This window comes from Amycolatopsis sp. QT-25, assembly GCF_029369745.1.
Classification (GTDB): Bacteria; Actinomycetota; Actinomycetes; order Mycobacteriales; family Pseudonocardiaceae; genus Amycolatopsis.
Genome location: NZ_CP120210.1, coordinates 6,969,437 through 6,983,739, shown reverse-complemented (window position 1 = coordinate 6,983,739; position 14,303 = coordinate 6,969,437). Strand labels below are relative to the sequence as shown.

General features: G+C 69.4%; 15 protein-coding genes. 4 read left to right on the top strand and 11 right to left on the bottom strand.

The annotated features are described in order from the left end of the window. Positions 1 to 449: 449 nt before the first annotated feature. Genes P3102_RS32675 through P3102_RS32655 form a run of 5 tightly spaced genes read right to left on the bottom strand, consistent with a single transcriptional unit; the run spans position 450 to position 4,747 of the window. Positions 450 to 1,307, bottom strand: coding sequence for a biotin-dependent carboxyltransferase family protein (locus P3102_RS32675; RefSeq protein ID WP_276364474.1), 858 nt, complete (start codon positions 1,305 to 1,307; stop codon positions 450 to 452). Next, positions 1,304 to 1,909, bottom strand: coding sequence for an allophanate hydrolase subunit 1 (locus P3102_RS32670; protein ID WP_276364472.1), 606 nt, complete (start codon positions 1,907 to 1,909; stop codon positions 1,304 to 1,306). Before P3102_RS32670 ends, P3102_RS32675 begins: the two co-directional genes overlap by 4 nt. Continuing rightward, positions 1,909 to 2,667 (bottom strand): 5-oxoprolinase subunit PxpA, encoded by a 759-nt coding sequence (locus P3102_RS32665; protein ID WP_276371460.1) that lies wholly within the window; start codon positions 2,665 to 2,667, stop codon positions 1,909 to 1,911. The genes P3102_RS32670 and P3102_RS32665 overlap by 1 nt, the downstream gene beginning before the upstream one ends. Before the next feature lie 14 nt (positions 2,668 to 2,681). Continuing rightward, on the bottom strand, positions 2,682 to 3,476 hold the full coding sequence (locus P3102_RS32660) for a putative hydro-lyase (protein WP_276364470.1): 795 nt from the start codon (positions 3,474 to 3,476) through the stop codon (positions 2,682 to 2,684). A 26-nt stretch (positions 3,477 to 3,502) separates the two neighbouring features. Then, positions 3,503 to 4,747 carry an MFS transporter gene (locus P3102_RS32655; protein ID WP_276371459.1) on the bottom strand — a complete coding sequence of 415 codons (1,245 nt, stop codon included), beginning with the start codon at positions 4,745 to 4,747 and terminating at the stop codon, positions 3,503 to 3,505. 183 nt (positions 4,748 to 4,930) lie between these two features. Between P3102_RS32655 and P3102_RS32650 the strand changes: the two genes are divergently transcribed. Beyond that, a complete protein-coding gene (locus P3102_RS32650; RefSeq protein ID WP_276371457.1) occupies positions 4,931 to 5,581 on the top strand; it encodes a GntR family transcriptional regulator in 651 nt (216 codons plus the stop codon). 109 nt (positions 5,582 to 5,690) lie between these two features. On the opposite strand, the gene P3102_RS32645 is transcribed toward P3102_RS32650, so the two are convergent. Beyond that, positions 5,691 to 6,944: an ROK family transcriptional regulator gene (locus P3102_RS32645; RefSeq protein ID WP_276364468.1), complete on the bottom strand. Its 1,254-nt coding sequence runs from the start codon at positions 6,942 to 6,944 to the stop codon at positions 5,691 to 5,693. 321 nt (positions 6,945 to 7,265) lie between these two features. Between P3102_RS32645 and P3102_RS32640 the strand changes: the two genes are divergently transcribed. Beyond that, positions 7,266 to 7,982, top strand: coding sequence for a DUF2306 domain-containing protein (locus P3102_RS32640; protein WP_276364466.1), 717 nt, complete (start codon positions 7,266 to 7,268; stop codon positions 7,980 to 7,982). Here P3102_RS32640 and P3102_RS32635 read toward each other — a convergent pair. Both P3102_RS32635 and P3102_RS32630 read right to left on the bottom strand, forming a co-directional pair. After that, positions 7,954 to 9,096, bottom strand: coding sequence for an acyl-CoA dehydrogenase family protein (locus P3102_RS32635; protein ID WP_276364465.1), 1,143 nt, complete (start codon positions 9,094 to 9,096; stop codon positions 7,954 to 7,956). The two genes, P3102_RS32640 and P3102_RS32635, sit on opposite strands and share 29 nt — an antisense overlap. Continuing rightward, positions 9,093 to 11,453, bottom strand: a complete 2,361-nt coding sequence (locus P3102_RS32630; RefSeq protein WP_276364463.1) for a bifunctional salicylyl-CoA 5-hydroxylase/oxidoreductase — start codon at positions 11,451 to 11,453, stop codon at positions 9,093 to 9,095. Before P3102_RS32630 ends, P3102_RS32635 begins: the two co-directional genes overlap by 4 nt. Positions 11,454 to 11,513: 60 nt before the next feature. Here P3102_RS32630 and P3102_RS32625 point away from each other — a divergent pair, with 60 nt between their 5' ends. After that, positions 11,514 to 11,906: a RidA family protein gene (locus P3102_RS32625; RefSeq protein ID WP_276364462.1), complete on the top strand. Its 393-nt coding sequence runs from the start codon at positions 11,514 to 11,516 to the stop codon at positions 11,904 to 11,906. 104 nt (positions 11,907 to 12,010) lie between these two features. On the opposite strand, the gene P3102_RS32620 is transcribed toward P3102_RS32625, so the two are convergent. Beyond that, a complete protein-coding gene (locus tag P3102_RS32620) occupies positions 12,011 to 12,862 on the bottom strand; it encodes a PaaX family transcriptional regulator C-terminal domain-containing protein (RefSeq protein ID WP_276364460.1) in 852 nt (283 codons plus the stop codon). Positions 12,863 to 12,967: 105 nt separating this feature from the next. Then, positions 12,968 to 13,279, bottom strand: coding sequence for a hypothetical protein (locus P3102_RS32615; RefSeq protein ID WP_276364458.1), 312 nt, complete (start codon positions 13,277 to 13,279; stop codon positions 12,968 to 12,970). On the opposite strand from P3102_RS32615, the gene P3102_RS32610 reads away from it, so the two are divergent. After that, complete coding sequence (locus tag P3102_RS32610; protein ID WP_276364456.1) at positions 13,278 to 13,541, top strand: hypothetical protein; 264 nt, start codon at positions 13,278 to 13,280, stop codon at positions 13,539 to 13,541. The genes P3102_RS32615 and P3102_RS32610 overlap by 2 nt on opposite strands. A gap of 67 nt (positions 13,542 to 13,608) precedes the next feature. Here P3102_RS32610 and P3102_RS32605 read toward each other — a convergent pair whose 3' ends face one another. After that, entirely contained in the window at positions 13,609 to 13,851 is a 243-nt protein-coding gene (locus P3102_RS32605; protein WP_276364454.1) for a hypothetical protein, read from the bottom strand. Positions 13,852 to 14,303 lie beyond the last annotated feature (452 nt).

Below are 14,303 nucleotides of genomic sequence, written 5' to 3'. Positions count from 1 at the left end.
AAGTACGCCGCGGATGCGTCGCGCACCGGCTGATGCCCGCCGCGGCCCGGACGAACCTGCGGGTGTGGACCTGCCTTCCCGGACTGGACGTCACCGACGGCACCGCCGATTCACCGGCCACAAGGGCGCTGCCGTTGGCCGGTGGAGCCCGGCAAGGCAGTCCGTTGGCCCACCCTTCGTGCCGAGTTCGCACGGGCGACCAGGACTCGCGGCATCGGTGCTGAAACCGAACGGCGACCTGGATCGATCCCATCGGTGGTCGGCGTCTGTTGGCTGAGGGTCAGGCAGCGACAGGCGTAGCGGAGAGCTGGCTTCAGCAGGCGGCCGACGGGTGTGGAGTGAGCGGGTCAGCGCATGTGGAGCGACGGGGTCAAGATGTCGCCCCGCGCCCCTCGCCGTTCGGCCGCGCGACATCACGGACTGCCCACCGGGAGGTACCTGGCCTCGGTTCAACCGAGCCGGAACCGCACCCGTTGCCCCGGCCGTACCTGCGCCGCCTGGTCCAGATCCGCTTCTTCGACCACCGCGATCACCGGATAGCCGCCGGTCACCGGGTGGTCGGCCAGGAACAGGATCGGCTGCCCCGAAGGAGGAACCTGCATCGCGCCCGGCACGGCGGCCTCGGGCGGCAACTCGCCCTCACGTGCCCGCGACAACACCGGGCCCGCCAGCCGCACGCCCACGCGATCGACATCGGCGGTGGCGACGTAACCGGAAGAGACCAAAGTGGACAGTGCGCCGGCAGTGAACCACGAAGCCCGAGGACCGGCCGTGACCCGCAGGACGGGCTCATCCGCGAGGGGAGCGTGAGGCGCGAGGTCGACACCGGGGTGATGTGGCGCACGCTCTCCCACCGGCAAGGTCGTCCCCGCCGAAAGCACGGGAGGGCCGAGCTTCCCGAGGGTGTCGGTCGCCCGCGCGCCCAGCACCGGAGGGACGTCGATGCCCCCGCGAACGGCGACATAGCAACGCAAACCGTGAGAAGCCAGGCCGAGAACCAGTTCGGCGCCGGCCCCGACGGGGATCGGGGAGTCCGGGCCGAAAGCCCGTCCGCCGACGGTGATCGAGCAGGGCGCGCCGGTGACGGCGACGGTCGCCGGAGCCGAGAACCGCAGGGCGAGGCCACCCAGGACGCATTCCAGCGCGGCATGACTCTCGGGATTCCCGACCAGCCGGTTCGCCAGCCGCAGCGAACCGCGGTCGGCGGCACCGGACCGGCCGACGCCGATCGAGGCCAGCCCGCGTCGCCCGAGATCCTGCACGGTGGTGAACAGCCCGGGTTGGAGCACTTCGATCTTCGTGGTCATGAAGTGAACCGGATCCGCGTGCCCGGCGTGAGCAGGTTCGGCGGCTCCCGCTCGACGTCCCACACCGGCAGCGAGGCCCGCCCGATCAGCTGCCAGCCGCCGGGCGAGGCGTTCGGGTACACCGCCGTGTACTCGCCCGCGATCGCGACCGAACCGGCGGGCACCCTGGTGCGCGGGCTCGTCCGGCGCGGCAGGTGCAGTGCGGGGTCGAGTCCGGTCAGGTAGGCGAAACCCGGTGCGAAGCCGCAGAACGCCGAGACGTAGGTCCCGTCCTCGTGCCGCCGGACGACGGCTTCGGCCGACATGCCGGCGGCGGCCGCGACCTCGGCCAGGTCCGGGCCGTCGTAGCGCACCGGCACGATGATCTCGGCGGTCTCGCGTGGTTGGACGTCCACTGTGGACCGATCGAGGACGTCACCGGCGAGCCGGTCGTGATGGGTCCGGCCCGGATCGAACCGGATGAGCAGGGTCCGCGCGGCCGGGACCAGTTCGAGGACGCCGTCCGGCGGGTCCTGTTCCAGCGACGCGTGCAGCCCGAGCACCTCCGACGGATCGTCGAAGTCGACCATGGCCGCACGCGCCCCATAGCGCAGCAACCGCATCACGCGGCCTCGAGGAACGATCCGACGTGGACACCGGAAGCGTCGAGTCCCGCGCGGATCCGCCGGGCCAGCTCGACGGCGCCGGGTGTGTCGCCGTGCACGCACAGCGAACGCGGCCGGAGCGCCAGCTCCGTCCCGTCGATGGCGACGACCTTGCCGGTGGTCGCCATCACGACCGCCCGCTCGGCCACCTCGTCGGCGTCGTGGAGCACGGCGCCCGCGAGTTTCCGGGACACCAGAAGGCCTTCCGGTGTGTACGCGCGGTCCGCGAACGCCTCGGCGTACGCGGGGAACCCGGCCTTTTCGGCCTGCTTGGCCAGTTCCGACCCCGGTGGGCACAGCAGCGAGAGCCCGGGATGGAACCGCCGGATCCCCTCGGCCACCGCGGCCGCCTGCTCCGGATCCACCGCGGCCGTGTTGTACAACGCGCCGTGCGGTTTGACGTACCGGACCAGCGTGCCCGCCGCGCGGGCGAACGCGTCCAGCGCGCCGATCTGGTAGAGCACGTCGTCGGCCAGGTCGGCGGGGGCGACGTCCATCGCCCGCCGCCCGAATCCGGCCAGATCGCGGTAGGCGACGTGGGCGCCGATGACGACGCCTCGTTCCGCCGCGCGTTCGCAGACGCGCCGCATCACCGACGGGTCGCCGGCGTGGAAGCCGCAGGCTACGTTCGCGCTGGTGACGATGTCGAGCATGGCGTCGTCGTCGCCCATTTTCCAGGCGCCGAAACCCTCGCCGAGGTCACTGTTGAGATCCATGCTGCCGAGTTGCATCAGGCCACCTTGAACTCACTGTCGAGTTTGTCGGTCACGAACATGTAGCCCGGCGCGTGCGTGATCGCGAACGGCGGCCGCGAGGCCATCAGCGCCGCCTGCGGGGTCACGCCGCACGCCCAGAACACCGGCACGTCACCGGGTTCCGCGTCGACCGGGTCGCCGAAGTCCGGCTTGCCGAGGTCGGCGATGCCGAGCGCGGCGGGGTCGCCGATGTGCACCGGCGCACCGTGCACGGCGGGCATCCCCCGGGTGATGCGCACGGCGTCGTCGACGCGGTCTTCGGGGATCTGCCGCATCGAGACGACCATGGGCCCGTGCAGCCGCCCGGCGGGTACGCACTCGCGGTTCGTCACGTACATCGCCACGTTGCGGCCCTGATCGACGTGCCGCAGCGGGATGCCCTCGGCGGCCAGCGCCGATTCGAAGGTGAAACTGCAACCGATCGAGAACGCGACCATGTCGCTGCGCCACAACCCGCTCGCGTCCGAGAGTTCGCCGGACAGCGCGCCGTTCTGCCAGACGCGGTACCGCGGCAGATCGGTGCGCAGGTCGGCGCCGGGCGCCAGCCGGGTCGACGGGTCACCGGGGTCGCTGACGTCGAGTACCGGACACGGCTGCGGGTTCCGCTGGCAGAACAGCAGGACGTCGTAGGCCCAGTCCTCTCCGACGGCGATCAGGTTGGTTTGGGTGAACCCGTTCGCCCAGCCGGTGGTCGGGCGGGCCGTGCCCGCGCGGAACAGGGCGCGGGCCTCACCGGGGGACAACGTCGCCGGCTCGTCGAAGGTGGTCATCGCGGTGCCTCCGTTTCCGATCGTGGTCACAGCAGTTCGCGGCCGCGAGTCTCGGGCAGGCCGAGCAGCGCCAGCACGGCGATCCCGTAACCGACCGCGCCGAACACCATCGCGCCGCCCGCGCCGAGGAAACCGACCACGGCGGGGAAGGTCGCGCCGATGGCGCGGCCGAGGTTGTAGGTGAAGCCCTGTCCGGTCCCGCGCAGCGCCGACGGGTACAGCTCGGCGAGGAAGGCGCCGAACCCGCTGAAGATCGCGGACATCGAGAATCCGAGCGGGAACCCGAGGAACAGCACCAGCGTGTTCGCCCCCGCCGGGATCTGCGTGTAGGCGATGATGAGGCCGGCGGACAGCACCGAGAACAGCAGGAATGTCTTCTTGCGGCCCAAGATGTCCGTGAGATAACCGCCGGTGACGTACCCGATGAACGCGCCGGAGATCAGGAAGGCGAGGTAGGCGCCGGTTCCGATGACGGTGAGCCCGCGGGTGGTCTTGAGGTAGCTCGGCAGCCAGGTCGCGAGCGTGTAGTAACCGCCCTGGACACCGGTGGCGAGCAACGCGGCGAAGAACGTCGTGCGCAGCAGATCCGATTTGAATATGCCCGCCAGCGAACCGCGTTCCTTCTTCGTGGCGCGGGCGGCTTCCGCGACGGGGGCGTCCTGGACGTTGCGCCGGACCCACAGCACCAGCAGCGCGGGGATGACGCCGGTCCAGAACAGCACGCGCCAGGCGATGTCCGGGCTGAACAGGCTGAAGACGACGGTGTAGACGACAACCGAGAGCGCCCAGCCGACAGCCCACGCACTCTGCACGAAAGCGACCGTGCGGCCGCGATACTTCGCCTGCGAGTACTCTGCCACCAGCGCGGCGCCGGCGGCCCACTCGCCACCGAAGCCCAGGCCCTGCAGGGCGCGGAAGACCAGAAGCGTCTCGAAGTTCGGCGCGAATCCGCAGAGCACGGTGAAGACCGTGTACATCGCGATGGTGATCTGGAGGGTGCGGACCCGGCCGATGCGGTCGGCAAGGATACCCGCGCCGATGCCGCCGATCGCCGAAACCACCAGCGTCGTGGTGCCGAGCAGGCCCGCCTCGCCACCGGAAAGGCCGTAGTAGGCGGTGATCGCGGCCAGGCCCAGCGGCAGGGTCTGGTAGTCGAACGAATCGAGCCCGTAGCCGCCGAACGCGCCGACGAAGGCCCGGCGGCCTCGCGAACCGAGCGTGCGGAACCAGGCGAAGGGGCGGGTGTCTTCGGTAGTGGCTGTCGCGTCCATCGGCACCTCCAGCGGTGACTTCTTCATGGTGGCACGGGTCACATGGATAGCCACTGTAGGTATTGTTCAACAATTCCACAAGAGGATCCTTGGCTGAGGCTTTTGCCCCTGGGTAGGATCGGTCACGTGACGATCGCGGAGGGTGGTCCTGCCTCGGTAGAGGGACTCGAGGCCGATCGCGGCATGATCAGCCGCACCAGCACGGCCGAACGGGTCGCGGGTGTCCTTCGCACGCGTATCGCGGAGGGGTTCTTCCTGCCCGGCGTCCGGCTGTCGGAACACGACATCGGCTCGGCGCTCGGCGTCTCCCGTAACACGCTGCGTGAGGCATTCCGGTTGCTCACGCACGAACGGTTGCTGACCCATGAGCTCAACCGCGGTGTCTTCGTGCGGGTGCTGCCCGTCGAGGACGTCGTCGACCTTTACAAGGTGCGCAAGGTCGTCGAGTGTTCGGCGGTGCGGGCGGTGACGGAGAAGCCCCCGACGTTCGCCAAGCTCGCGCGCCTGGTCGAGGACGGCAGGCTGGCCGAGCGAAGTGAGCGCTGGCAGGACCTCGGCACCGCGAACATCCGGTTCCATTCGGCGATCGCGGAACTCGGTGGCAGCGAACGGATCGACGAGCTGATGCGCGGCGTTCTGGCCGAGCTGCGGCTGGTGTTCCACATGATGGCCGACCCGCGGCGCTTTCACGAGCCGTACCTCAAGCGCAACGCGGAGATCCTCGGGCGCATCGAGGCCGGCGACGGCCTGGGCGCCGAAGAACTTCTCGCGCAATACCTCACCGACGCCGAAAACCAGCTCGTCGAGGCCTACGCCGAACGCGCTCCCGCTTGACGCAATTCGGCACCAGGTTGCGGTAGTCGGCAAAGCGAACCATCGCAGCCTGGTGCCGAATTGCGGTGGGTCTCCACCACTGCGACAAGGGATATTTTTCGGGCTCGAATTAAGGTCTGGCGGCCGTGTCGCGGTTCGATCCGGCCGTCCGCGGGTCCGTGCCCTGGTCGAGGAGGGCGGCGACGGGGAGCGTGGCGGCTCCTATGGCCACGGCGTCCGGCCCGAGCCGCCCGAGTTCGATTTCGGTTTGGTCGAACACGTGCGCCAGCGCGTGCGCACCCGCCACGCGCCGGATCTCGGGCAGGTACTGCTCGCCGAGCGCGAGCCCGGCCCAGCCGCCGAGCACGATCCGCTCCGGGTTGAACAGGTTGACCAGATTGCCGATCCCGGCGCCGAGGTAGCCCGCGGTCTCCTCCAGCATCTTGGCCGCGGCCTTGGTCTTGCCCGCGGACTTCAGCAGGGCGGCGAACTGTGTCCGCTCGTCCTCGCCCGAGGTCGGCTTTCCGCCGCGTGCCTTGCGATACCGGGCGAGAACACCCTCCGCGCCGACGTAGGACTCCAGGCAGCCGCGCGATCCGCAGCGGCATTCCCGCCCGCCGTAGACGATCGTCGTATGGCCCCATTCGCCCGCGCTGCTGGTGGCTCCCCGATACGTGGTGCCGTCGGTGACCACGGCCGCGCCGACGCCGGACCCGATCAGGACGATCACCGCGTGCCGGGCGCCGCGGCCGGCACCGAACCACATTTCGCCCTGGCCCTGGGTTTTCGCGCCGTTGTCGACGAACAACGGCAGCTCGACGCCCTCCGCGCGCAGGAGGTCGGTGAGGGGGACCTCCTTCCAGCCGATGGTGGGGGCGTGCACACGCAGCGCCTCACCCTGTTCGACGGTGCCGGGAACACCGACGCCGACACCGAGCACGGTCGCCTCGTCGATCCCCGCTTCCGAGATCACCTCGCGGAGCCCGGACGCCACCTGGGTGACGGCCGCCGCCGCGTCCGGCCGGGGCGAGGCGAGCGGATGCTCGACGGCGGCGAGCCGGTTCATGGTGAGGTCGAACAGTTCGACCTTCACGCCGGTCTCACCGATGTCGACGCCCGCGACATGGCCGTACGCCGGGTCGACGCGGAGCAGCACACGCGGCCTGCCGCCGTCGGACTCGACCAGCCCGGCTTCGGTGATGAGGCGTTCTTCGCCGAGTTCGGCGGTCACGTTGCTGACGGTCGCCGCGCTCAACCCGGTCAGCCCGCTCAATTCGTGGCGGCTGAGCGGGCCGTCGAAGTAGAGTTTCGCCAGCAGGAGGGAACGGTTGTGCCGCCGCAGGTCACGGACGGTGGTGCGCTTGGCAGGCATGCGGGTACCCATCTCATGGCGGCGGACCTTTTCCAGGATGCTCCACGACCTTAGCCTCCGCCATGTATCAACTGGCGAAATAAGGGGGGCGAGCCTGGAGAAAGCGCGGTCGTCGAAGACGGATGAACACCGTCCCTTGGGGACACCTGGGTCAGGTCTCCGTGGTCCGTCGACAACGCCGCTCAAGGAACCACGTCGAGCGGGTGCGCGACGGACGGTGGTAGGGCCCGCCCCACCCTCGATCCGGCGGTCCGCTCCCTGTTCGCCGCTCGCCCCGCGTCCTAAGTTCGGCAGCGAAGTTGTTTGCCGGTAAAGGAAACGTGGGGGACAGTGATGACCGTCAGGCTCGAGCGACGTGATCAGCCGGGCGCGGCGCCAGGGAAATCGTGGTGGCGAAGGCCGTGGGTGGGGCCGTTGGCCGTGGTCGTCGTGGTGTTCCTGGCCTTCTCGATGCCGCCGTATCTCGCGATGGACCCGTCGCTGTCGAGGGTTCCGCAGCCGGCCGGGTTCACCTCGCACTACTGGTTCCTCGCGGCGCACGTGCTGTTCGGCTCGATCGCGATGATCGGGGCGCTGCTCCAGATCTGGCCGTGGTTCCGGGCGAAGTACCCGGCGGTGCACCGGAAGATCGGCCGGGTCTACGTGTTCGCCGGGGTGCTCCCGGCCGGTTTGCTGGCGCTGACCGTCGGCGCGATGAGCCCGTTCGGCCCGGTGACGCGGGTGGCCAACGTCGTGGCCGGGGTGCTGTGGCTGGCGTGCACCTTCGCCGGCTGGCGCGCGGCGAGGCGACGCCGGTTCGGCGACCACCGGCGCTGGATGATCCGCAGCTTCGCGCTGACCATGTCGATCATCGTCAGCCGGGTGGTCGGGCCGATCGCCACCATCATCCTGCAACCTCAGCTGGAAACCACGTTCGGCGGCAGCGAACTCGCCTTGACCCAATCGGTCGCCGGGATCACGGCCTGGCTGAGCCCGACACTGGTCATACTCGCCACGCAGTGGTGGCTCGATCGCCGTCCGGTCAGGAAGAAGTCAGCGATCGCGCGATGATCGTGCGCTGTACTTCGGACGCGCCCTCGTAGATGCGCGGCGCGCGGACCTCGCGGTAGAGGTGTTCGAGCAGATGCCCTCGCCGCAGCGCCCGCGCGCCATGAATCTGCACGGCCGAGTCGACGACGTACTGCGCGGTCTCGGTGGCGAACAGTTTCGCCATCGCGGCCCGGCCGGCGAGGTTCCGCTCGCCCGCGTCGTAGGCGGCGGCCGCGGCGTGGACGAGCAGGCGTGCCGCCTCGGTGCGCGTCGCCATTTCGGCGAGGGTGTGCGCCACGGTCTGCTGCTTCAGCAACGGGCCGCCGAACGCGACCCGGGTACGGGCGTGGGCGACGGCGGCGTCGAGCGCGGCCTGTGCCATCCCGACGGCGAACGCCCCGACACTCGGCCGGAACAGGTCCAGGGTCCGCATGGCGACGCCGAAACCGCGATCCCGCTCGCCGAGCAACTCGTCCCGGTCCACGCGGACCCCGTCGAAGACCAGGGTGCCGATGGGATGCGGGCTGACGAGGTCGAGGTGCTCACCCGAGAGCCCGGCGCGATCGGCGGGGACGACGAACGCGGAGACCCCGCGTGAGCCCGCTTCCGGGGTGGTGCGGGCGAAAACGCTGTAGAAGTCCGCCTCGGGGGCGTTGGAGATCCACATCTTCTCACCGGTGAGACGCCAGCCGTCGCCGTCGGGTTCGGCGGCGAGTTCCAGCGCCGCCGCGTCCGAGCCCGCGTTCGGCTCGGTGAGCGCGAAAGCGGCGACGGCGTCCCCCGCGGCCACGGCGGGAACCCACTTCGCGACCTGCGAGTCCTGCCCGGACTGCAGCACGGGATACGTGCCCAGACCCTGCAATGCCAACGCTGTTTCGGCTTCGGTGCTCTGACTCGCGAGTGATTCCCGCAGGATGCAGAGATCCGTCGCGGCGGCCTCCCGGCTCGGGCTGCCGCCGTCGACGCCCGGGAACAGCCGGGAGAGCAGGCCGAGCGCGCCCATTTCCTTGAGCAGTGGCCGGTTCACCGCACCTTCGGTGCCGGATTCGGCCAGCGGGCGGAGCTTTTCGGCACCCAGCCGCCGGACCTCTTCGGCGAAGACCTGCTGCTCGGGGCTCAGTGCGAAGGCGGTCATCGGTCGCTCCCAGGTCGCCAGCGGGCGTGCGCGGTACCGGATTCGCCCGAACGCAACAGTTCCAGCCGTGGTTTCGGTCCGTCGGTGCGGCCACCCTGCGGTTTCCGGCTGCCCGCCGCGAACTGCTTCGGCCACGGCAGGGGATAGCCCTGCTCGGCGGCGGCGTGCAAGGTCCACTGTGGATCGTAAAGATGCGTCCTGCCGAGCGCGCACAGATCCGCGCGGCCCGCCAGGATCAGCGAGTTGACGTCGTCGTAGGAGGAGATCGCGCCGACGGCGATCACCGCGATCCCGTATTCGCGCCCGATCTCGTTGCGGATCCTGTCGGCGTACGGCGTCTGGTAACTGCGGCCGTACTCGGGCTTCTCCTCGCTGACGACCTGCCCGGTCGAGACGTCGATACCGTCCACGCCGTGCTCGGCGAACGCGCGGGCGATCTCGACGGCGTCGTCGACGTCGATCCCGCCGTCGTACCAGTCGGTCGCGGAGATGCGGACCGTCATCGGCCGCCGCGCGGGCCAGGCCGCGCGGACGGCGTCGAAGACCTCGAGCGGGAAACGCAGCCTGTTCTCCAGTGAGCCGCCGTATTCGTCGGTACGCCGGTTGGTCAGCGGCGACAGGAACGACGACAGGAGGTAGCCGTGCGCGCAGTGCAGTTCGAGGAGGTCGAATCCGGCACGCGCGGCGGCGACGGCGGAATGCGCGAACTGGTCGCGGATCTCTCGCAGCTCAGCGACCGTGAGCTCGCGCGGGGTCTGATTCGCTTCGCTGTACGGGATCGCGGACGGGCCGCAGATCTCCCAGTTGTTCGCCGGCAACGGCTGGTCGATCCCGTCCCACATCAGTTTCGTGGAGCCCTTGCGCCCGGAGTGGCCGAGCTGGACGCCGATCCGCGCGGGCGTGTGGCCGTGGACGAAGTCGGTGACTCTCGCCCACGCCTGCTCTTGTTCTTCGGTGTACAGGCCGCCGCAGCCCGGGGTGATCCGGCCGGTTTCGGAGACGCAGACCATCTCCGTCATCACCAGACCGGCACCGCCGAGCGCCTTGCTTCCCAGGTGTACCAGGTGGAAATCGGTCGGGACACCGTTTTCGGCGGAGTACATGTCCATCGGCGAGACGACGACGCGGTTCGGCAGGTCGAGGTTCCCGATCCGGAATGGCTGGAACATCGGCGGCCGGACGTCGGAGTCCGACGAGTGCACAGTGGACGCGAACCAGGTGTCCAGTTCGGCGGCGAACTCGGGATCGCGCAACCGGAGGTTGTCGTAGGTGACGCGGCGGCTGCGGGTGAGGATGTTGAACGCGAACTGAGCGGGATCCTGATGGGTGTACTGGCCCATGTTCTCGAACCACTCCAGGCTCGCCTGCGCGGCGCGCTGGGTGGAAGTGACGACAGGGCGGCGCTCGGCCTCGTATGCCTTCAGCGCACTGTCCATGTCGGACTGTTCGTGCAGACAGGCGGCGAGCGCGAGCGCGTCCTCCATCGCGAGTTTCGTGCCGGAGCCGATGGAGAAGTGCGCCGTGTGCGCGGCGTCGCCGAGCAGGACGACGTTCCCGTGCCGCCAGCTCGCGCAGCGCACGGTGGCGAACGCGGTCCACTTCGAGTTGTTGGCGAACACCTGATGGCCGCCGAGGACGTCCGCGCACAGTTCGCGGATGACCTCGATGGACTTCTCGTCGCTTTCACCCGGCGCCAACGCCGTCGCGGCGATCTCGCCGAACGCGCGCTGCCAGACGTCCTCGTGCAGTTCGAGGATGAACGTGCTCGCGGTGTCGCCGTACGGGTAGCCGTGGATCTGCATGATCCCGTGCGGGGTTTCGAGAACGTGGAACTTGAAGGCGTCGAACACCAGGTCGGTGCCGAGCCAGATGTACTGGCAACGCCTGGTCTGGAGGCTCGGCCGGAAGCTTTCGGCGAGGGCGTCGCGGGTCGGGGAGTTGACGCCGTCCGCCGCGACGACGAGGTCGTACTCGGTGCTCACCTCGGCCGCATCCGGCGCCCCGGTGCGGAAACGGACGTCCACGCCGAGTTCCGCGCAGCGTTCCTGGAGGATGCCGAGCAGCCGTTTGCGGCTCATCGCGGCGAACCCGTGCCCACCGGAGGTGTGCACCGTGCCGCGGAAGTGGACGTCGATGTCGTCCCAGCGCGCGAATTCCCGCCGCATGGCGGCGTGGATCACCGGATCGGCGTGCTCGATCCCGCCGAGTGTCTCGTCGGAGAACACCACTCCGAACCCGAAGGTGTCGTCGGGCGCGTTGCGCTCCCAGACGGTGATCTCGTGCTCGGGATGGAGCTGTTTCGCCAGCGTGGCGAAGTAGAGCCCCGCCGGGCCGCCGCCTAACACCGCGATACGCACGTCGCTCAGGGTATGTCGCGATGTGTACGACCGTCAACGATGCGGGATATACTGACCCGTATGGAGCGCATCAACCCGCCCGAACTCGGCCGTCCCTCCGGCTTCTCGCACGCCGTCGCCGCGACCGGGAGATTCGTCTTCCTCGCCGGTCAGACGGCGTTGGACGAGGAGAACCGCATCGTCGGCGACGGCGTGGTCGAGCAGTTCGAACGCGCGCTGTCCAACCTGCTCACCGCGTTGCGTGCGGCGGGCGGGGCGCCGTCGGACCTGTGCAGCGTCACCATCTACCTCGTCGACATGGACGACTACCGCGCCCACGCGCGCGAGATCGGCGCGGTGTGGAAGCGGCTGGCGGGAAGCGAGTACCCGGCGATGGCGGGGATCGGCGTCAGCCGGCTGTGGGACGCGGAGGCGCTGGTGGAGGTGCAGGGGTTCGCGGTGGTCGCCGCGTAAGTGAGATGAAAGACGCCTTCATCGCAAATTTCGCTATGAAAGCGTCCTTCATCTCACGTCGGAGCGGCCGGCGAGCGGGATCGTCAGCCCCATGACCGGCCCGGTCACGCCGGCAGCGTGCGCGAGACGTGCGCGGCCGCGGCCTCGCCCAACCGCGCGTGCAGGGTGAAGAACAGCTCCGCGGCCCGGATCCCGGCCCAGCCGGACGGCAGCAGTTCGGCGGGCAGCCCCGGATCGAGGTAGGGCAGCCGCCGCCAGTCGGTCAGCACCCGCACGTAGTCGGCGAACGCTTCGGCCTCGTCGGTGGTCTTGCGCCGCTGCCATCGCCGGAGCGCGGCCGCGTGCTCGTCGAGGAAGGCGGTGTACAGCGACTCGAGCTGGTCGAGGTCCCACCAGTCGCGGATCTTCTCCCGGACGTCGCCGAACGCGAGATGCTCGGCGTGGAAGAGGTCGGCGTACCCCTCCAGTTCGAGCCGTCGCAGCATGTCCGAGGTCGCGTCGCGCAGATGCGCGGGCGCGATCCAGACGCCCGAAGACGCGGTCCCGAAGCCGAGCCGGGCGAGCTGCGTGCGAAGAACATGTCTCTTGTGTCGTTCGGCTTCCGGGACGGAGAACACCGCGAGCAGCCAGCCGTCGGCGGGGGTGGCGCGCTCGCGGCGGAAGATCCGCTCGTCGCCTTCGCGCAGGATCGCCAGCGCGGTTTCGGAGAGTTCGTACCCGGCGGCCCTGTCACGGCGCACCGCGGAAAGGATCCCGCGCCGCTTCAACCGCGAGATCGACGACCGGACGGCGGGTTCCTCGACGTCCACACCGGCCAGCAGATCGATCAGGGAGCGGACCGAAAGCCAACCGCCTTCACCGCGCGAGTAGAGGCCGTACACGGTCACGATCAACTGGCGCGGTTGCGCCGTTCGCCCCGCGCCGTCGACTTCGGTTGCCTCCGACACGACCGTCACCCGGTCACCATAACAACGTGTTGGCGACCAGGGAGAACATCTCAAGGGACATACGGTAACGAAGGGGAGTGTCTAGGCCTGTATCCGCAGGTCGTTCCGCGTTTGTCACTTCTCGGTTGAAGCGTCTGGTAGCGCCTGGTCGTCGCGATCGGTCTCACGTTTCGTCCCACGCTGTCCCACGACCTTGAGCAAATGCGGCTCGCCGAGCGCTGCCGACAGCTTGTCATCCGAGACCGGAATTTCTTGCTCGTAGCCGTACAGCTCGTCGAGATCTGCGTGACCCATCGTGCGCTTCACCTGAAGCACGTCGGTGCCACCCTCAACGGCGCGAGTCGCGTAGCCGCGGCGCAGCGCGTAGCCGCCGGACTCGGCTCCGGCGCGCTTCATGGCATTGCGGAGGACGGGCTGCTGCGGCATGACCGACCGTTTCCCGCTCAAGACTGCCGCACGCTCAGCGGCCCGGAGTTGGACCGCTATCGGCGGGATCGTCACCGGCCTGGCCGGTGTCGGCATCGTCATCGCCGAGCAGGACACCGTCGTGCAGGGCGTGCTCGTCGGCGCGGCCGCGAGCGCGGCCGCCGCGTTCGGTGTCCGACGCCAGGCCGAACCGCTCGCGTTTCCGGTCGCCGACCCGCGCGACGACAACGGCGGCACGCTGAGGTCGATCTTCGGCGCCTGAACATCGAAAGCCCCCACTGCCCGTGCTATGCGGAAGGTGGAGCTTTCGATGCGTTCGAGCTGAGCGACTACGGCCTGGTCAGTTCGCGCCGACCAACGTCCGTGAGCACGTAGTACGGCAAACGGTCAGGAGAGGACTCGTCGAACCCGTCGTCGACCCACCCGAGGTTACGCAGCTTTTCCAGCAACGCGGACAGCCGTTGACCGGTGAGGTGCGCCGCGCGTCGGAGGTCCCCACTGTGGAAACGGGCTTCGGGCTCCCCTTCGAGGAACACCGTCGTCAGCCTGCGCATTTCTCGGGCAGTCCGCATGGCTCGATTCTAGACCTCGTCGTCGTGTTCCGGCGGGGCTGGAGGCCAGCGAAACCGGGCCGAGCGATAGCCGGCACCCGGATGGGTCGGCCCGGTCGGCTGTTTCGGCGGACGACTGCCCGCGCCACCGAAGGCCGTGTTTCCGAGCTGGCCTCCGACGAGGCAGCTACGCCGGTTGCGCCGTCGTTTCCCGGGCACCCTTTCTCCTGGTCCGGGGGCGGGAACTTCGGTGGCTTGGGTGGGGGCGGTGGGCGGTTGTCCGCGGGCTTCGTGGGACGGTCCTTGCCCGGTCCCGGTTTCGATGGGCTCGGTCCCGCCGGATTGCGAGGCATCGCCCCTAGCCCTCGTCCTCGTCGTTGGACTCGACTGGGGTTCGCTTGGGGTCCGGTAGGTCGTAGTCCTCGTCATCGCCGTAGCTCCACCAGCGCATCGCGCCCGCCATGTGTCTGGCC